The organism is Acidobacteriota bacterium, assembly GCA_039028635.1.
Classification (GTDB): Bacteria; Acidobacteriota; Thermoanaerobaculia; order Multivoradales; family JBCCEF01; genus JBCCEF01.
Genome location: JBCCHV010000065.1, coordinates 20,369 through 37,722 on the forward strand (window position 1 = coordinate 20,369; position 17,354 = coordinate 37,722).

Genomic DNA, 17,354 nt, shown 5'->3' on the forward strand with positions numbered 1-17,354 from the left:
ATGGAGCTACGCCAGCCTCCCACCACCGCCCGGCGCCCGACGGCCGACCCCATGGCCCGCCACCTGCTGTGGCTGCAGACCGCCCTGCTGGTGCTGCTGATCGCCCTCTTCGGCTGGCACCTGGCAAGCGACCAAGGCAACCGCCAGGATGACCGGCGCGACCGCGAGGTGGCCGCCAAGCTCAAGGCCGCCGGCGTCGTCGACGAAGCGGCGCGCCTCTACGAGAGTTATCTGACGGACGCCTCGGCCCCCGCCGCCGGCCGCGCCGAAATCGCCTACAGCCTGGGCACCACGTACCTCGAGCACGGGCGCTACGAGTCGGCCCTGCGCTGGTTCTACGAGGCCGAGGCGCTGGGCAGCGGCGAGCTCGGAGATCAAGTCGCCGAGAAGATCGTCCACGCCCTCGAGCGTCTGGGCCGGGTCCACGCCGCCCACAGCGCCCTCGCCGCCAGGACTCGCCTGGACGGCGACGACACCGTCCGCGCGGAGGACGATCCGGTGCTCGCCGAGCTCGGCGAGCGCACCCTGCGGCGCTCCGACCTCGATGCCACCCTCGCCACCCTGCCACCGCAGGCGGCGGCCCAGCTCGCCGCCCCGGAGCAGCGCGCCGAGCTGCTGCGCAAGCTGGTTTCCGACGAGCTCATCCTCGCCAAGGCCCGCAAGCTCGAGATCGACGACGATCCGCAGGTGCGCCGCCAGATCGAGGAGATCTCGAAGCAGGCCGTGATCGCGCGCTTCCTCGAGCTCGAGGTGATGGCCAAGATCACCGTCGACGACGCCGACCTGGAGAACTTCTACCGCGCCAACGTCGAGCGCTACCGGCCGCCGGCGAAGGACGGCGAGGAAGCGCCTGCGGCACTCCCCCTCGACCAGATCCGATCGCGGGTCGAGCAGGAGTATCGCCTGCAGAAGGCCCAGAGCACCTACGCCGAAATGGTCGAGGAGCAGCTTTCGGCGGCGGACGTCAAGCTCTACCCGGAAAGGCTGGACAACGGTGGGTAAGAGGGTCGCCGGCCGGCGATTGCTGCCCCTGCTGCTGGTGCTCACGGCGGCCTGTGCCGGTGCACCGCCGGAACCCGCCGCGGACGACGAGGACCGGCCGCCGGTCGAGGCCCGAGCCACCGTCGACCGGGCCGTCGCCACCACCGGCGACATCCTCACTTACACCATCCTGGTCGAGCACGAGCCCGACCTGCTGGTCGAGATTCCCGAGGCCGGCAGCGAGATCGCCGGCTTCCGCATCGTCGAGATCGGTCGCGAGGTGCCGCGGACGGCGAGCGACGGCCAACGCCAGGTCGTCGAGCTCTGGTATCAGCTCAGGGCCGACCTGGTGGGCTCCTACGTGCTGCCATCGATCACCATCCCCTATCGACCGACGGAGAGCAACGAGGACGGGGCCAGCAGCCAATCCGCCCAGCGAGGCGAGGCCGGCTCGGTCAGCACCTCCGAGATCTTCGTCGAGGTCGAGTCGGTACTGCCGGCGGACGGCGAAGCCGACGACATTCGCGGCCTCAAGCCTTTGCGGCCCCAGCCGCGCCAGACACCTTGGGGTTGGATCACGGCGATCGCCGGCGGGGCCCTCGCCATCGCCCTGCTGGTGGGAATCTGGCTGTGGCGTCGCTACCAGCTGACCCCGGAAGAACCAGCGGCACCGCCGCACGAGATCGCCTTTGCCGCCCTCGACGCATTGCGCGCCACCGACTTCGAGGACCCGGAAGCCGTTCGACGGTTCTACTTCGAGGTCTCCGAAGTCGTCCGGACCTATGTCGAAGGGCGCTTCGGCCTCAACGCCACCGATCTGACCACCGAGGAGATCCTGCCCCGCCTGGCCGACGTGCGTGAGCTCACCGGCCAGCGCGGTGTCCGCCTGGCGGAGTTCCTGGAAACCACCGACCGGGTGAAGTTCGCGGCCCACGAGCCCCAGCAGGAGGAGATCCGCGAGGTCTACGAAAGCGCCCTCGGCTTCGTCGAGAGCACTGTGCCGGTGGAGCCGGAAGCCACCGCCGCCGGGCAGGCGACCGCAGCGCAGGCCCCCGATCCGCCCCCGAGTGATCCGCCGCCGAGCGAGCCGCCGCCGGAGGATCCGGCGCCTCCCGGCTCGGAGCCTCCCAAACCTGAGCCGCCCAACCCCGAGCCACCCACGAAACCTTCCGAGGAGGCCGCGGCATGATCCGCGACCTGGTCTTCTCGGACCTCCATCTCGGCTGGGTCCTGGCGCCGCTGTTCGTCCTCTGGGTGCTCGCCTGGCAGCTCTGGCCGCACTGGCGGCGGCGCTCCGCGGCCGCGGCGGTACGCTTCTCGAGCCTCAAGCACCTGGTGCCGCTACGGCCGTCCCGCAGCCTGCGGCTGCGTCAGCTCATTCAGGGCCTGCGCCTGGTCACCGTCGCCCTGCTCCTGCTCGCCGCCCTCCGCCCCCAGACCGGCCGCACCCTCACCCAGGTGTCGACGGAAGGGGTCGACATCATGCTGGCCCTCGACACCTCCGGCAGCATGCAGGCCCTCGACCTCGATGCCGACCGCCAAGTCTCCAAGCGACGCAACCGTCTCGAGGTCGCCAAGGAGGTGGTCGAAGACTTCGTCGAGAAGCGGGTCAACGACCAGGTCGGCCTGGTGGTGTTCGGCGCCGAAGCCTTCACCCAGTGCCCGCTGACCCTCGACCACGGCATCCTGGCGACCTTTCTCGAGCGCGTCGACATCGGCATCGCCGGCGAAGCCACCGCCATCGGCTCGGCCCTCGGCACGGCGGTCAAGCGTCTCGAGGACTCGCAGGCGAAGTCGAAGGTCGTCATCCTGCTCACCGACGGCCGCAGCAATGCCGGCGCCATCTCGCCGCGGCAGGCGGCGGACATCGCCGCCACCTTCGACATCCGGGTCTACACCATCGGCGCCGGCACCCGCGGCAAGGCGCCTTTCCTGGTCGACACGGTGTTCGGCAAGCAGGTGGCCTATGAGGACGTCGAGATCGACGAGGAGACCTTGAAGGCGATCGCCGAGCGCACCGGCGGCGAGTACTTCCGCGCCGAGGACCTGTCCTCCCTGACCCAGGTCTACGACCGCATCGACGAGCTCGAGAAGACCGAGATCACCATGGAGTCCTACATGGAGTACAACGAGCAGTTCCGCTGGTTCGTGTTGCCGGCGGTCGCCCTTCTGCTGCTCGAAGTGCTGCTCCTCGGGACCCGTTTCCGGAAGCTGCCGTGAAGCGCTTGCTGCTGCCCTCGGTCGTGATCGGCGCCGCCCTCGCCGGCGGCTGCAGCGAGGTGCGCGTCGGCAGCCCCGACTCCCTCTGGCTGCTCTGGCTGGTGCCGCTCCTACTGGCTTTCTTCGTCTACTCCTTCCGCACCCGGGCGCGGCTGCTGCGGCGCTTCGCCTCGGCCACCATGCTGGAACGCCTGACCGCCGGCATCAGCCGGCCGCGGCAGCTCCTTAAGGCCGCCCTGCTGCTCGCCGGCCTGGCCGCCGCCGTGCTCGCCCTGGCGGAGCTCAAGTGGGGCTTCACCTGGGAGGAGGTGCAGCGACGCGGCGTCGACATCGTGGTCGCCCTCGACGTCTCCGACAGCATGCTGGTCGAAGACGCCGAAGCCAGCGGCTCGCTGAGCCGCCTGGAGCGCGCCAAGCGCGAGATCGTCGACCTGCTGAAGATTCTCGAAGGCGACCGTATCGGCCTGGTGGCCTTCGCCGGCACCGCCTTCCTGGAGTGCCCCCTGACCCTCGACTACAGCGCCGCCGAGGTCTTTCTGGGCTCCATCGACACCGATCTCATTCCGGTCAAAGGCACCGCCCTGGGAGACGCCCTGCGCACCTCCCTCGAAGCCTTCGAAGGCTCCGCTCAGCCCTCGCGGGCGATCATCCTGATCACCGACGGTGAGGACCACGGCGGCGCCGCCCTCGAAGCCGCCGAGGAGGCGAAGACCGCCGGCGTGCGCATCTTCACCATCGGCATCGGGCGCGACGAAGGCTCTCCAATTCCCGACGCCCGCGGCGGTTTCCGGCGCGATCGCCGCGGCGAGATCATCCTCAGTCGCCTCGACGAGCCGACCCTGCAGAAGATCGCTCTCGCCACCGGCGGCCGCTACGTGCGCTCGGTCACCGGCGATGTCGACCTCGAGCAGATCTACTCCCAGGGCATCAAGGCGACCCTCGAAGACCAGGAGCTCGGCTCGCGCCGTCGCCAGCGCTGGGAGGAGCGTTTCCAGTGGGCGGTCGGCCTCGCCGCTCTGCTTCTCATGCTCGAAGTGCTGATCTCCGAGCGCACCCGGCGGAGGGCCCGTAGCCATGGTTGATTCCAAGATCCGCTTCCTGCTGGTGGCGCCCCTCGCCGCCGCCCTGGTCGGCGCCGCACCGGCGACGCCGCCGCCGGACGCCGCCGCGGAGGCGACCGCGCCACCGGCCGCTCCGACCAAGATCGACGGTCCTCACCAGGCCTACGCCGCCGGCCTCTACGACCAGGCCCTGCAGGGCTTCATCGACCAGCAGGTCGAACGGCCCGAGGACCCCGAACTGCTGCTCAACCTGGGCAGCTCCTACTTCCAGATGGGTGACTTCGAAAAGGCCCGCGACGCCTTCGCCGGCGCCGTCTTCGCCGGCGATCCGGAAGTCCGCTTCCAGGGCCTCTACAGCCTCGGCAATACCGCCTTTCGACAGGGCCGCCTCGAAGACGCCGTCGAGCTCTACAAGCAAGCCCTCGAGATCAACCCGGACGACGAAGACGCCAAGTTCAACCTCGAGTACACCCGCGACGAGATCCGCCGGCGCCACGAGGAAGCCCAGAAGCGCCAGCAGGAACAGCAACAGCAGGGTGATCAAGGCCAGCAAGGGGACCAGCAGCAGCAAGGAGACCAGGGCCAGGAGGGGGAGCAAGAGCAGTCCGGCGACCAGCAGCAGGAAGGCGGAGAGCAAGAGGCCGGCGACCAGGGCGAAGACTCATCGCAAGGCGAGGAGCAGCCGCCGGCGGACGAACCCCAGGAGGCCGGCGGCGACGACAACTCCCAGTCACCGGGAGCCCAGGGCCCCGACCAGGACGGCGATGGACTGCCCGACGAGACCGAGCGCAGCGGCGCCAACCCCACCGATCCGGAGAATCCCGACACCGACGGCGACGGTCTGCCCGATGGCGCCGAAGACCTCGACCGCGACGGCGAGCGCGACGAGGGCGAGACCGACCCCAATCAGCGCGACACGGACGGCGACGGAATTCCCGACGGCGAGGATCCGGACGCCACCCAGCCGGAAGGCTCCACCAGCGCCAGTGGTGGCAACCCCCAAGGCGGCGAAGAGCGGCCGATGACGCCGGAAGAGGCCGCCCGCTTCCTCGAAGCCCTCGAAGAGGGCCGCCCGCAGCAACAGCGCCCCGGGCCGCGTCGCCCGGCCCGTCCGGAGAAGGACTGGTGAGACGCTTTCTATCGGCCCTCGCCCTGGCGCTACTGGGGGCGGCTCCGGCCGCGGCGCAGTCGATCACCGCCGAGATCGATCGCGTCGAAACCACGCCCCGTGAACCGCTACGACTGTTGGTGACCGTCAAAGGCTCCCAGACTGCGCTGCCGGTGCTTCCGGAGCTGCCCGACTTCCAGGTCCGTGCCGGCGGCAAGAGCACCCAGGTCGACATCGTCAACGGCCGCGCCAGCAGCGGCGCGGCCTACAACTACTTCTTGATCCCGCAGCGCACCGGAACCTTCACCATCGGTCCGGTGATGGTCGAGATCGACGGCAAGGCCTATCGCTCCCGGCCCTTCCAGGTGCGCGTCCTGAAGGCCGATCGTGACCGCCCGGGCAACGATCGCGATCTCTTCATCCAGGTGGCGGTGTCCGATCGCCAGCCCTTCGTCGGCGAGCAGGTGATCTACACCTGGAAGTTCCTCTACCGGGTACAGATCGGTGAGCCACGGCTCGATCCCCAGGACTTCGACGGCTTCCTCTCCGAACCTCTCGGCGAGACCCGCCAGTACGAAACCGTCGTCGGCGGTCGGCGCTACGGCGTCATCGAGCGCCGCGTGGCGCTCTTCCCACAGCGGGCCGGCACGCTGACGGTACCGGGCTCGAAGCTCACCTGCCAGGTGGCGGTGCGCGATCAGCGGCGCCGCCGGCGCAGCCTGATGGACGACTTCTTCGGCCGCGTGCGGGCCGAGCAACGGGTGGTGCCCGGACCGCCGGTGGCGCTCGAGGTCCGCCCCCTGCCGTCACCACCGGCGGACTTCAGCGGCCTGGTGGGCAAGTTCCAGATCCAGGCCGAGGCCTCGAAGCGCCAGCTCCAGGTGGGCGAGTCGACCACCGTCCAGATCACCGTCAGCGGCCAGGGCAATGTGCAGAGCATCGCCGAGCCACCGCTGCCGGATCTCTCCGCCTTCAAGATCTACGACGACAAGACCAGCAGCCGCATCGACCGCGATGGCCTCGAGCTCAAAGGGTCGAAGGTCTTCCCCAAGGCGCTGGTGCCGCTTTCCCCGGGCGAAACCATGATCCCGGCGATCCCCCTGGTCTACTTCGATCCGGCGGCGGGCAGCTATCGCACCACCCGCACGACCCCCATTGTCCTGGCCGTCGACCCTGCCGAAGGGCAGGAAGATCTGCGCCTCACGGAGTCGCTGGCGCCGACCACCGGCAAGGTGGCGGTGCGCATCCTGGCAGACGACATCCTGCCCCTCTACCGCGGTCTCGATGGCGCCACCGAGAGTCCCCCGGGGCCGCCCCTCCAGGCCGCCCTCACCGGCGCCCTGGCGGCGCCACCGCTGCTCTTCGTCGGCCTGTGGTGGCGCCGGCGACGGCAGCTCCGCTACCAAGAGGACGGCGCCCTGCGCCGCCGCCAGGAAGCCCTGCGGCGAGCGCGCAAGAGCCTCGCCAACGACGACCCCTCGGAGGTCGTGCGCACCTACATCGGCGACAAGCTCGGTCGCGAAGGCGGTGCCCTGACCGCCGCCGAGGCCGCCGCCGGGCTGCGCCAGGCGGGCCTTGGCGGTGACCTCGTGGACGAGGTCCGGAGCTTCCTCGAAGGCCTCGAAGCGAGTCGCTACGGCGCCGCCGGCGGCGCTGCCGGAGGAGAGCTCCGAGACCCCGCCAAGGCTCTCATCGAGCGCCTCGAAGGGGCGCTGCGAAAGACCCGGAGCAAGCCGTGATCGTCGCCTTGCTGTTCCTCGCCCTGGTGACTCCAGCAGCGCCAGCGGCCGTCGCGACAACACCGGATCCGGGCCTCGACGCAGCCCTGGCGCCGGCCACTGGACTCACCGAGAGCGGCGAGCCCGGCGAGCTCTTCGTGCGCGCCAACACCGCCTACGAGGACGGCGACTACGGCCGCGCAGTGCGCCTCTACGAGGGGCTCATCGAGCGCGGCGTCGACAACGGACGCCTGCACTACAACCTCGGCAACGCCTACCTTCGCGCTGGCGAGCTCGGCCGCGCCATTGCCTCCTATCGGCGAGCCCAGAGCGCCCTGCCGCGCGATCAGGACACCGCCGCCAACCTCGCCTTCGCCCGCCGCAGCGCTCGCGATGCGCTGTCACCGCCAGGCCCCTCGGCAGTGCAGAGGACCCTGTTTTTCTGGCATTACCGGCTGTCTCGCCAAGAGCTCTTCGCCGCCACCCTCGGCCTCAACCTGTTGTTCTGGGGACTCCTCGGCTGGCGCCTCTACCGTCCCAACTCCGAGATTCTGCGCTGGCTCACCGGCCTGGTGCTGATTCCACTGCTGGCGGTGGCCGCCTCCTGGGCCACTCGCACCATCAGCCCGCAACGGGTGGCGGTGATCGTGCCCCAGGAGATCAACGTCCAGTCCGGCACCTCACGCGACTCGGTGGTGCTCTTCAAACTCCACGCCGGTGCCGAGCTCGCGGTCCTCGACGAGCGCCCGGACTGGCTCCGCATCGCCCTGCCGGATGGTGAGCAGGGCTGGCTCGAGAGCCAGCACACCGAGCTCCTGATAGACCGCTAGGAAGGTTTCAGCAGCCTGCTAGTCAGGGCACACCGTAGATGGCGGCGCACTGGTCGATGCACTGATTCTGCGCCGCCGTGCAGACGGCGACCGGTACCCCAGCGCCCACACAGTCGAAGAAATCGATCCGGCAGTCGAGGACGCAGAGATCGTAGGGCGTCCGGCCCCGCGGGTCGCTGCCGCCTCCTCCTCCACCGCCGGAGCCACCGCAGCGCAGCGTGCACAGGCTGAGCTGCAGGTCGCAACCGCTCTGCCCGGAGCCGACGCACTTGAAATAGGCCAGCTCGCAGTTGGCGTAGCAGCCTCCGGCCTGGGCCGGTGCCGCCACCAGGAAAAGACCCGCCACCGCCAGCGTACCGACGAACAAAGACAGTAGTTTCCACTTCATCGCATGCCTCCTCGGTTGGATGAGAGCCGAGCGAGGTGCCGTACTCCCAGCGCCCCTCCTCGAGCTCGGATTCGCCTCGAAACGCGTCGGCGCTGGAGAGATCGGATCACTGCACTCCTGACCCAAGGCCCTGACCCCGAGCCCTGCGATCACCGTCGACCGGCACCCCCGACCTTGGAGCTGCACAGGGCTGTTCGTCAAATATTGCTGCAAATTTAAATTGACATAACTGAAAATTCGAGTTAAAATTTATTTGGTTTTACAGAAATATGTACACACACACCAGGTCTCGCCCCGATCATTCCTATCGGGAGAGCTCGAACCCCTTTTCTGGGGATCAGAAAGGAGAGTGAGGACATGGCGAAGTTCGTTTCCCAGCATCGCAGCCTGCTCGGCCTCAGCCTCATCGCCGCAGCGCTCATCGCTCTGGTCATCGCTGGCACGGCCTCAGCCGGCAAAGAAGCTCCGACGCCGGAGCTTCCGGGGCCGGACAACAATCAGGAGTGCGCCCACCTCGATCCGGTGACCCTGGAGGTCGTGGGCATCGGCATCTTCGAGGCCGACCTGCACGGCTCCGTGGCGGCGCGCACCGAGGAGTCCTTCTTCGGCGACGGCGGCCGCAAGACCGTGCCGCTCGAGATTCTCGGCACCGTCAGCCGCGACTACGTCGAGGGCCTCGGCGAGATCATCGTCTCCCTCGATCACAGCCGCCCGGTCAAGGGCAGCCTGCTGGTCGAGCAGACCGTCGGCAGCGAGTTTCCGGCCTCCCAGCACATGCGCTTCCACATCCAGATCGAGATCGAGGCGCATCCCGGCGTGCTCTATCGCTCGATCGAGCCGCTGCATGTCGTCAGCGATCGCGTGAAGTCCTTCCCGCCGCCGAACGGCACGGAGTACCGCCTGCAGGCACCGATCGAGCTGGAAGACGTCGCCAACCCCGGCACGGTGGCCCTCCGGGTGCTCACCGGTGCCCCCACGATCATCGGTTCCAAGCCCGCCTGACCTGCCCTCCCCCAAATCCCACCAAGCACACCGCGGGTGGTGAGACTCTCACCACCCGCCCCTCCGGGGGCACCCGGAAACCCCGGCGAGTAAGCCGACTCGCTTGCGGCAAGCCTCTTCGACTCACAGGTTCTTCATCCTCGAGAGGGTCGCCAGAGAAAAATTGACATCGTTAACAAAACGCTGTTAATCTTTCTCCATGGCACGGCCGACGCTGCTTCCGGAAGAGATCGCGAGCTTTCGTGGACGCCTCTGCGAGGTCGCCCTCGAAATGTTCGCGGAGCGCGGCTACGGCGCCGTCAGCCTGCGCGCCCTGGCCCGCCAGCTAGGCTGCAGCGCCGCCACCCCCTACCGCTACTTCGAGAGCAAGGAAGAGATCTACGCTGCGGTGCGCTCCCTGGGCTTCGACCGCTTCCACGAGCACCTGGCGCGCTTCCTCGCCGACAATCACGACCCGGAAGAGGAGATTCGAGTCCTCGGACGGGCCTACTTCGCCTTCGCCGAGCAGCAGAGCCACGCCTTCCGGATCATGTTTCAGCTCGAGCAGCCGGCGCCGGAGGACTTTCCCGGCCACCACGAAACCGAGCGCAACGCCTGGGGCGTTCTGCTCGGCAGCTTCCAACGCGCCGTGGCCGCCGGCGTCTTGACCGGCTCCCCGACCACGCTAGCCCACCTCTTCTGGGTATCGATCCACGGCATCGCCTCGCTCCACCTGGCTGGCAAGCTGGTCGCCGGACGCGCGGGAGAAGAGCTCCTGATGCCGATGGTCGATTCCCTGATCGAGGCCCACCGGCCGAACGAGAGGAAAAGTCGATGACCGAGCACGCAATCCATCCCCCCACCGGCACCTTCTGGAAGGAAAGCCGCGTCGTCGGCGACGCCCTCGCCCTCGCCCTCGCGTCGCCTCTCGCCTGGACCCTGCCGCGAGGCGCGGGAGAACCGGTGATGGTGCTCCCCGGATATCTCACCAGCGACCGCTCGACGACTCCCCTGCGCAGCTTTCTGCGAGTCCTCGGCTACCGCGTCGAAGGTTGGGGTCTGGGAACCAACCGCGGCGATGTCGAGGGCTTGCTCGAGCCGGTCAACCAGCGCGTCCTCGACTTCGCCGAGCGCAGCGGCAGCCCGGTCAGCCTGATCGGCTGGAGCCTCGGCGGCGTCCTGGCCCGCGAAGCCGCCCGCGACATGCCGACCAAAGTCGAGCGGGTCATCACCCTCGGCACGCCGGTCATCGGGGGGCCGCGCTACACCATCGCCGCCCGCGCCTTCGCCAAGCAGCAGCAAAAAATCGAACAGAGGATCGCCGAGCGCGAGCAGGTGCCGATCGAAGTGCCGATCACGTCGATCTACTCGCAGGGCGACGGCGTGGTCGCCTGGCAAGCCTGCCTCGACCGCTCGAATCCGGACGTCGAGCACCTCGAGGTCAAAGGCTCACACCTCGGCTTGGGGATCAACCCGAAGGTCTGGGGCATCGTCGCCCGCAGGTTGGCGCAATAGGCCGCTGCCGCGGGCGACTAGCCCGCCCTTCTCACAAGGTTTCCTCGCGAGCGGCTAGTTCCGCCAACCCAAGGTCTATCTGAGGGGTACGCGGCGCCTGCTGAATGTCGCTCTCAGCAGGCGCCGGTGAGCCCGTGGATCCTAGAACCGACCCCGGATCGACAGGCTGGCGTTGAGGGGAGCTCCCACCGTCGCCTGATGGGTACTGTGGGAGTTCGGGAAGTAGAGCTCGTCGGTCAGGTTTTCGACGTTGAGCTGAATCCGCAGGGTCTCGGAGAAGTCGTAGTAGGCCGCCGCATCAACGCGCGTGTAGCTCGGCAGGACCGCGCTATTGCTGTTGTTGATGAAGCTCTCGTCCTGGTACGTCAGACCGAAGCCGAGGGCGAAGACGTCCGTCACCTGAAGGTTGTTCCACACCGAGAACATGTTCTCGGGCAGCTCGCGGGGACGACGGATACCGTCCGCCTGCTCACCATCGAGGTAGCTGTAGCCGGCCGAGATGAACCAGCGGTCCGTCAACTGGCCCTGGAGCTGCGCCTCGAAACCGTCGACAGAGGTCTCGATGATGTCGAAGGTGCCGGCGTCCGAATCGGACACCACCGGCGACTCCTGCTCGATCTCGAAGAGCGCCGCCGTCAGGCTCAGACGCTTGCTGAAGTCCCACTTCACGCCCGCCTCGAGGTTGGCGAAGGTGTTCGGGTCCAGCCGGTTGTTGTCGCCGTTGATATTGGCGAACTGCTCGCCGCTACGCGGCAGGAAGGCCTCGCTGTAGCTGCCGTAGAGGGAGATGTTCTCCTGCGGCTTGAACACGAAGCCGAGGCGCGGCGAGACCTCTTCGTCCTTGCGGGTGCGCGTGTCGTTCGCCGGCACGTTGAACACCTCGATGTCGAAGCTGTCGAAACGGGCGCCGAGGATGATGTCGAACTTTTCCGACAGCTCGATCTCGTCCTGAACGTAGAACGAGATCACCTCGATGCCGACCCGGGTGTCGTCGTTGAGATCGGTGGTGAAGCTGTTGGTCGCGACGCGACCATCGGCCAGCACGCCGACACCGTTGCGCAGGATGTTGCGGGTGGCGAAGAACTCCGCCCGGTCGGTGCGCGTGCCGTCAGCGGCGGAGGTATCGAAGAACGAATTGAAGCGATCCTGATCCGACGAGGTGTCGATGTACTCGGTGCCGACGATCACGGTGTGACCCGCACTGCCGGTTTCGAACTCGCTGATCAGGTCGCCCGACAGAATGAAGTTCTGACGCTCGGTGGTGTCGACGTAGCCATCGAGCTCGACGATGTTGGTCGCCGGATCGTAGTCGTTGGCGTAGAAGTTCTGGTAGAGCTTGTCGTAGTCACCGTAGAAGGCGCTGAAGTTGCCCTTCACCCGGTCGGTGAAGAGGTGCTCGATGGTGGCGCGCAGCAGGTGCGCCTCGAGCTCCGTCGTGTTGAGCTCCGGATCACCGAAGACCACGTCCTCGAGAGCTTCCACCGGACGGCCGTCATCCCCGGTCGGAATACCGCGGTCGACGAAGCGCTGGTGGTCGGCGTACTCGTAGGACAGGTCGAGGGTGGTCGACGGCGACAGCTCGAACTTGGCCGTCGGGTTGATGCCGATGCGCTCGCCATCGTAGAAGTCGCGATGGTTGTCGAGACTCTCGAAGAAAGCGTTGACCCGGAAGGCGCGCTTGTCGGTGACCCCGAAGTTGCCATCGACCTGCACGTTGAACTCGCCGAACGAGTCGGTCCCGGCCTGATAGCTGGTGAAGCTCTCGCCGAGAAGACCCTTCTTGGTGACGCGGTTCAAGATCCCACCGGTGCCACCACGGCCGAAGAGCAGCGCGTTCGGACCGCGCAGGATCTCCACCTGATCCAGGTTGTAGAGCGGACGGTAGTACTGCACGTCATCGCGCACGCCGTCGATGAAGAAATCAGCCGTCGAGCGGACCCCCCGGAAGACGATCGCATCGCGGTGGCCTTCGCCCTGGGAAGTATTGACGCCCGGGGTGTAGCTGACGATCTCGCCGATGCTCAAGAAGCCCTGCTGGGCAAGCTGGTCGGCGGTGGAAATCGACAGACTCTGGGGCACGTCGAGGATCGGCGTCGGGGTCCTGAGGGCTTTGACCTGATCGCTGTAGAGGTACTTCCCGACGACGACGATTTCGTCCTCGGTGACCTCATCGGGAGTCGCCTCCTCGGCTTCCTCCGAGACGGCCTCTTGATCGGCATCGTCAGGGGTCTGAGCAACGACCGTCGACGCCGTGAGCGTCATGGCGAGCAGGGCACAAATGAGCAGGAAAAAGGCAAATCGTGACATTGCGTTTACGTCCTTCTAGGGTAAGGGTTACGTCCTTCTAGGAAAACAGAGTGGAGGATCGTCGAGGGAAATTGTCAGAAACGGCAATCGGAGCCGCCGTCAGGCGGCGCATTCTCCGCCGACGAAGGGCGCTGCGACAGCCATCAGCCGGCGTCTGCACAGCCGGTCGGGCTGCGCCACGCGAATGGTCCTGGGAGACCCTCCGCCCGAGCCTCGGAAAAGATCAACTTGCAGGGTGACAGCCACTCCAGTCCGCCGCAGGGCGCAACGGTCGGAGTCCAGGCCTCGCCCCGTCTTCGGGCGAGGGTCGACCAGCCGCGAAGAAGCGGCTGGCCACCGCTGGGAACGGTGGATTGCAGCACGTGGCCGACGACCTCGATCGTCGGCTCGACACGCAGATTGCCCCAATAGACCGAACGTGGGTTCCCAACGCCTGCGGCGTTCAGCGATACCCCATCGGCCCATTCTCAAGACATCGGACACTCGTCCCCCCGGCGATGGCCCCTGCTGCCTGGATGTGGCTCTTGTTGAACGCAATTGAGACTTCGTCTCAATTAGAAAATAAATTCTGTACCGTTATGGTCCTATTTGTCAAGAACAATCGCTCCCCAGAGCCACCACCGCAGGCCGATCAACCCCACTCCACCCCGCGGGGGCTACCGCGATTCCGCGGACGCAGAGTCCTTCGCCGCCATCACCCGGCCGAAGAGCTGCCAGAACTCGCGGGCTTCGACACCGCCCTGGCCGAAGGCATTCTCGCGGGCGAGGTGAACCATCACCAAGTCCCGATCCGGCAAGACCAAGACGAGCTGGCCGCCGCTGCCGGAAGCGGCGTACTGCGACCCGTAGCGCGGATAGGTCCACCAGAGGTAGCCGTAGCCACGGTTCTCGGTGGCTCCCGGACTGTGGGTCCGAGTGCTGAGATCGACCCAGTCCGCCGTCAGGAGCCGCTGCTCGCGCCAGCTCCCTCGGCGCAGATAGAGGAGACCGAAACGGGCCAGATCGCGAGCCGACATCTCGAGCAGATAGGCCGGATGTCGGGACGCCTTCTCGCGGCGATACTCGGTGCGTTCGAGGGAAAAGTCCTGCATCCCGAGGGGCTCTGCCAGGCGCCGCTGCATCAGCTCGAACAGATCCCCGCCGAGGGCCCGACTGACGATCGTCCCCAGCGCATTGAAGTCCCAATTGTTGTAGTAGAAGAAGTCACCGGGCCGGTGCGCGCCCCGCTGCGGTCGATTGCGCGCATGACGGGCCGCCTCGTAGGCGGCGCGATGGTAGACCCCCGACCGCGAGCTCAGCAGATCGGCCAGGCGAGCTTGCTTCTCACCCTGGTCGAGGGGCGGATCATCGTCGATGGCAAGATCTTCGAGAGTGTTGTCCAACCGCAGGTCGGTCTCCTCGAGGGCCATGCCGACCAGCGCGCTGACCAGGCTCTTGCGAATCGAATAGACCTGGTAAGGCTTGGTGACGTCGCCCCACTGCTGAACGACCACCCCGCGATCGATCAACAGGAAAGACTGGGTGCCGATGTCCTCGGCGTAGGCGCGCGCCGCATCGAGTCGGCTCGACGACCAACCGAGCAGCTCGGGGGTCGCCGCTCGCTGCCACTCCTGCTGCGGCCAGGCCGGCAGGTCGACCTGTTGCACGGCCCGACTGCCGGCCTCGGTCACTTTCAAAGGGCGGGCGGCCCCGGCAACCGGTGGTTGACAAGCGAGAAGGGTGAACAGGCCGAGGGCGAGGGGAAGGATCTTCTGAATCACGGAGCTTTCTCCTTGCCCACCCTTCTCGCCGACTCTCTGCTGCAACGCCTCAGAGAGCCGATCAGAAGGGCGGGCTCGATGGGTCATCAACGAAATGTCACGACCCGAAAGCTAGCGATTCGAAGGCTGTCCGCTGTCCTCGATCATCTTTTGCGACATCCGCTTCCTGGCCTGGGCCGGCGTTTGGTCGCGCTCCCGCTTGAAGGCCCCATGAAAGGCCGAGCGTGATTTGAATCCCACCTCGTAGCCGATCGCCTCGATGGTCAGGTGACCGTAGCCGGGGTCGCCGAGCAGCTTCTCCGCTGCGCGTACCCGATAGCGGCTGAGCAGCTCCGAGAAGGTACAGCCGAGGCCCTCGTTGACGACCTGCGACAGATGCGAGCGAGAGACCTTCAACCGCGCCGCCATGTCCGCCAGGTTGAGATTCTCGTTCAAGAACGGCCGGTCGCGCTCGAGAACCAGGAGGAGACGCTGCCTGACCTCTTCTCCGCGCTCGGCCGTCAGCGTCGGGGAGCGATATTTGGCCGCGGCCAGCATCGGTTCGCGACCGGCGAACAATTGCGAGCTGCGCAGAGCCAGCAGGGAGAAAACCGCCAAGGCGACGGTGGCGGTCAAGGGCACGATGTCGGCGAGCCAGGGAATGGTGCGGAAAGACCAGCGCACGAGCTGCGCCAGGTGGATGCCGAACATGCTGAGCAGCAGCACCTTGAGCACCGCGTGGTGCGACACCAGGGTGGTCGCCCGGGCATCGCGCCCCCAGGTGCGCAGGCTCACCGCCACGGTGTAACTCGCCAGGTAGGCCACTAGGGCGAGGATCGGAGGCAACCAGCGCCACGTGACCAGCCCGACCCAGTAGGCCCCGAGATAGGACAGCCAGGCGACGGCCGGTAGCGCATGGATCCAAACCGGCGAAAACCGCCGCTGCCCGAGGACGGTGCGGGCGTAGTGCCAGAGCACCGGCGGAAAGAGGAAGGCCAGGGTGTACTCGAACAGCACCGGGTAGATCGAGTCGCCGAACAGGCCGCCGTGCTCGCCGGTCACCGTGAACACGGTGCAGGACAGGATCAGCAGTGCACCGCCGAGGGCCCGGTTCGGCCGCCGGTCGGCTCCACCGAGGGACAGCACCGCCGCCGCCAAGATCAGCCCTTGCAGGGCCCCGAGCATGCCGAGGTAGGTCGTCATCACGCCGCCATTGGGCCGCGCCGAGGCAGCGGCGACATGCCGCCCCCCGGAACGCGACCGGTGGCGGGATCCTACTCCTTCGCCAGCCGACCGGGAGAGCCCGGAAGGCCGCAGAAGCCGCCTTCGCGGCTCCTCCGGCGGACCATCAACTGCGCACTGGGTAGGATCCGTTGAGGCAGATGATGTGATTCACCCCGAGGGTGCCGAACTGCGGCTCGCTACCCTGATGTTGGTTCACGGTCTCACGAGACCCGAGATCGGTCCTCGGAAGGGGCGGGAAGCCACCGACCCCGAGACCGGCTCGGCTGCGGAAATCCGGCAAGGCGAAGGTCGACCGGCCATCGCCGCCATAGGTCGCGCCGAGAAGCGAGAACAACTCCTGGTACTGAGCGATCGCCAAGAGCTGCCCCTCGCACAAAGCCCAGCCCTGGGGAGCGAAGTTGCCGGCGAAGAGACTGACCTGCCCGGTAAAGAATTGCGGCATTTCCTTTCTCCGTGAATTTGGTTCGTCTCTAGCGGATCAGTTGCGGGTCGGAAACACGCCTTCGAGGCAGATGATGTAGTTCATGCCCAGAGTGCCGAACTGCGCCTCCTGGCCGGTGCCCTGCATCACCGTCTGCTGCAGGCCGGGCTTGGTCGCCGGCAACCCAGGACCGTTACCCGCCCCCAACACCGCCCGGCTGCGCAGATCCGGAAGCGCGAAATTGTTGACACCGTCGCCGCCATAGATCGTCCCGATGATCGCGAAGAGCGAAGGATTGCTATTGACGGAGATCAGGGCACCGTCGCAAAAGGCCCACCCTCGGGGCGCGAAATTGCCGGCGAACGGGGTGATCTGACCGATAAAAGCTTCCATGAGATTCCTCCCAAAGAGTTCCAGCGTTCGAGTCTTCGGACGGGGGTGTCCGAGCCCCGGACAACGTTTCGCCAGCAGAGGCTAAAGCGCCCGCGAGGTCGGTGCGCAGCCCCTGGTCCGGCTGACTCCGTCGAATTCGTCCTAGGGATGGCGAGACGTGATCGAGCCGTCCATATCGACTGCCGGAGACAGCTCCGCAAGGCGAGAGTCGCCGTTCGCCGGAGCGACGAACAGCGGATTGATGTTTGGAAGGTTGTCGACCGCACCGTCCATCGCGACTGGACCAAAGTGCGGGATGGCTGACGACGGAACTGGGATTAGGGTCGGGTTTAAATGTTGAGGAAAATATCGGTTTTGGTGTGACAGTGCGCGATCACAAAAAAGCAACCATCGATCATTTACTTGAATCGATGCAACTTGAAGCTTTTCGCAAAGATTATCCCCATA

16 protein-coding genes and 1 pseudogene are annotated in these 17,354 nt (G+C 66.8%); 11 read left to right on the plus strand and 6 right to left on the minus strand.

What is annotated here, in order from left to right; translation table 11 throughout:
- Genes AAF604_21045 through AAF604_21075 form a run of 7 tightly spaced genes read left to right on the plus strand, consistent with a single transcriptional unit; the run spans window position 1 to window position 7,918 of the window.
- Window positions 1–1,002 (plus strand): hypothetical protein, encoded by a 1,002-nt coding sequence (locus AAF604_21045; GenBank protein MEM7052167.1) that lies wholly within the window; start codon window positions 1–3, stop codon window positions 1,000–1,002.
- Window positions 995–2,170 (plus strand): hypothetical protein, encoded by a 1,176-nt coding sequence (locus tag AAF604_21050; GenBank protein MEM7052168.1) that lies wholly within the window; start codon window positions 995–997, stop codon window positions 2,168–2,170. Before AAF604_21045 ends, AAF604_21050 begins: the two co-directional genes overlap by 8 nt.
- On the plus strand, window positions 2,167–3,201 hold the full coding sequence (locus AAF604_21055; protein ID MEM7052169.1) for a VWA domain-containing protein: 1,035 nt from the start codon (window positions 2,167–2,169) through the stop codon (window positions 3,199–3,201). Before AAF604_21050 ends, AAF604_21055 begins: the two co-directional genes overlap by 4 nt.
- Window positions 3,198–4,283 (plus strand): VWA domain-containing protein, encoded by a 1,086-nt coding sequence (locus AAF604_21060; protein ID MEM7052170.1) that lies wholly within the window; start codon window positions 3,198–3,200, stop codon window positions 4,281–4,283. Before AAF604_21055 ends, AAF604_21060 begins: the two co-directional genes overlap by 4 nt.
- Entirely contained in the window at window positions 4,276–5,391 is a 1,116-nt protein-coding gene (locus tag AAF604_21065) for a tetratricopeptide repeat protein (protein ID MEM7052171.1), read from the plus strand. Before AAF604_21060 ends, AAF604_21065 begins: the two co-directional genes overlap by 8 nt.
- A complete protein-coding gene (locus AAF604_21070; GenBank protein MEM7052172.1) occupies window positions 5,388–7,109 on the plus strand; it encodes a BatD family protein in 1,722 nt (573 codons plus the stop codon). The genes AAF604_21065 and AAF604_21070 overlap by 4 nt, the downstream gene beginning before the upstream one ends.
- Window positions 7,106–7,918 (plus strand): tetratricopeptide repeat protein, encoded by an 813-nt coding sequence (locus tag AAF604_21075; GenBank protein ID MEM7052173.1) that lies wholly within the window; start codon window positions 7,106–7,108, stop codon window positions 7,916–7,918. The genes AAF604_21070 and AAF604_21075 overlap by 4 nt, the downstream gene beginning before the upstream one ends.
- Before the next feature lie 22 nt (window positions 7,919–7,940).
- Here AAF604_21075 and AAF604_21080 read toward each other — a convergent pair whose 3' ends face one another.
- Complete coding sequence (locus tag AAF604_21080; protein MEM7052174.1) at window positions 7,941–8,306, minus strand: hypothetical protein; 366 nt, start codon at window positions 8,304–8,306, stop codon at window positions 7,941–7,943.
- A 357-nt stretch (window positions 8,307–8,663) separates the two neighbouring features.
- Here AAF604_21080 and AAF604_21085 point away from each other — a divergent pair, with 357 nt between their 5' ends.
- The 3 genes from AAF604_21085 to AAF604_21095 all read left to right on the plus strand — a co-directional run bounded on the left by AAF604_21085 (window position 8,664) and on the right by AAF604_21095 (window position 10,802).
- Window positions 8,664–9,308 carry a hypothetical protein gene (locus AAF604_21085; protein MEM7052175.1) on the plus strand — a complete coding sequence of 215 codons (645 nt, stop codon included), beginning with the start codon at window positions 8,664–8,666 and terminating at the stop codon, window positions 9,306–9,308.
- A gap of 199 nt (window positions 9,309–9,507) precedes the next feature.
- The gene (locus AAF604_21090) at window positions 9,508–10,125 is read left to right on the plus strand and encodes a TetR/AcrR family transcriptional regulator (protein MEM7052176.1); all 618 of its coding nucleotides are present in this window, start codon (window positions 9,508–9,510) and stop codon (window positions 10,123–10,125) included.
- Window positions 10,122–10,802, plus strand: coding sequence for an alpha/beta hydrolase (locus AAF604_21095; GenBank protein ID MEM7052177.1), 681 nt, complete (start codon window positions 10,122–10,124; stop codon window positions 10,800–10,802). Before AAF604_21090 ends, AAF604_21095 begins: the two co-directional genes overlap by 4 nt.
- A 141-nt stretch (window positions 10,803–10,943) precedes the next feature.
- Here AAF604_21095 and AAF604_21100 read toward each other — a convergent pair whose 3' ends face one another.
- From AAF604_21100 to AAF604_21120, 5 genes and pseudogenes are all read right to left on the minus strand, one after another.
- Window positions 10,944–13,109 (minus strand): TonB-dependent siderophore receptor, encoded by a 2,166-nt coding sequence (locus tag AAF604_21100; GenBank protein MEM7052178.1) that lies wholly within the window; start codon window positions 13,107–13,109, stop codon window positions 10,944–10,946.
- Window positions 13,110–13,765: 656 nt separating this feature from the next.
- Entirely contained in the window at window positions 13,766–14,869 is a 1,104-nt protein-coding gene (locus AAF604_21105) for a serine hydrolase (protein ID MEM7052179.1), read from the minus strand.
- Between the two features lie 111 nt (window positions 14,870–14,980).
- Window positions 14,981–16,051: an AraC family transcriptional regulator gene (locus AAF604_21110; GenBank protein ID MEM7052180.1), complete on the minus strand. Its 1,071-nt coding sequence runs from the start codon at window positions 16,049–16,051 to the stop codon at window positions 14,981–14,983.
- Window positions 16,052–16,343: 292 nt separating this feature from the next.
- Window positions 16,344–16,535: pseudogene (locus AAF604_21115) on the minus strand (tail fiber protein).
- A 36-nt stretch (window positions 16,536–16,571) separates the two neighbouring features.
- Complete coding sequence (locus AAF604_21120) at window positions 16,572–16,907, minus strand: tail fiber protein (protein MEM7052181.1); 336 nt, start codon at window positions 16,905–16,907, stop codon at window positions 16,572–16,574.
- 245 nt (window positions 16,908–17,152) lie between these two features.
- On the opposite strand from AAF604_21120, the gene AAF604_21125 reads away from it, so the two are divergent.
- On the plus strand, window positions 17,153–17,354 hold a 202-nt coding region (locus AAF604_21125), incomplete at its 3' end, for a hypothetical protein (GenBank protein MEM7052182.1).

Bases quoted from the DNA above. Each gene is read 5' to 3' on its own strand.
- AAF604_21045 (MEM7052167.1), top strand. From the start codon at position 1: ATGGAGCTACGCCAGCCTCCCACCACCGCCCGGCGCCCGACGGCCGAC.
- AAF604_21055 (MEM7052169.1), top strand. From the start codon at position 2,167: ATGATCCGCGACCTGGTCTTCTCGGACCTCCATCTCGGCTGGGTCCTG.
- AAF604_21065 (MEM7052171.1), top strand. From the start codon at position 4,276: ATGGTTGATTCCAAGATCCGCTTCCTGCTGGTGGCGCCCCTCGCCGCC.
- AAF604_21080 (MEM7052174.1), bottom strand. From the start codon at position 8,306: ATGAAGTGGAAACTACTGTCTTTGTTCGTCGGTACGCTGGCGGTGGCG.
- AAF604_21085 (MEM7052175.1), top strand. From the start codon at position 8,664: ATGGCGAAGTTCGTTTCCCAGCATCGCAGCCTGCTCGGCCTCAGCCTC.
- AAF604_21090 (MEM7052176.1), top strand. From the start codon at position 9,508: ATGGCACGGCCGACGCTGCTTCCGGAAGAGATCGCGAGCTTTCGTGGA.
- AAF604_21095 (MEM7052177.1), top strand. From the start codon at position 10,122: ATGACCGAGCACGCAATCCATCCCCCCACCGGCACCTTCTGGAAGGAA.
- AAF604_21100 (MEM7052178.1), bottom strand. From the start codon at position 13,109: ATGTCACGATTTGCCTTTTTCCTGCTCATTTGTGCCCTGCTCGCCATG.
- AAF604_21110 (MEM7052180.1), bottom strand. From the start codon at position 16,051: ATGACGACCTACCTCGGCATGCTCGGGGCCCTGCAAGGGCTGATCTTG.
- AAF604_21120 (MEM7052181.1), bottom strand. From the start codon at position 16,907: ATGGAAGCTTTTATCGGTCAGATCACCCCGTTCGCCGGCAATTTCGCG.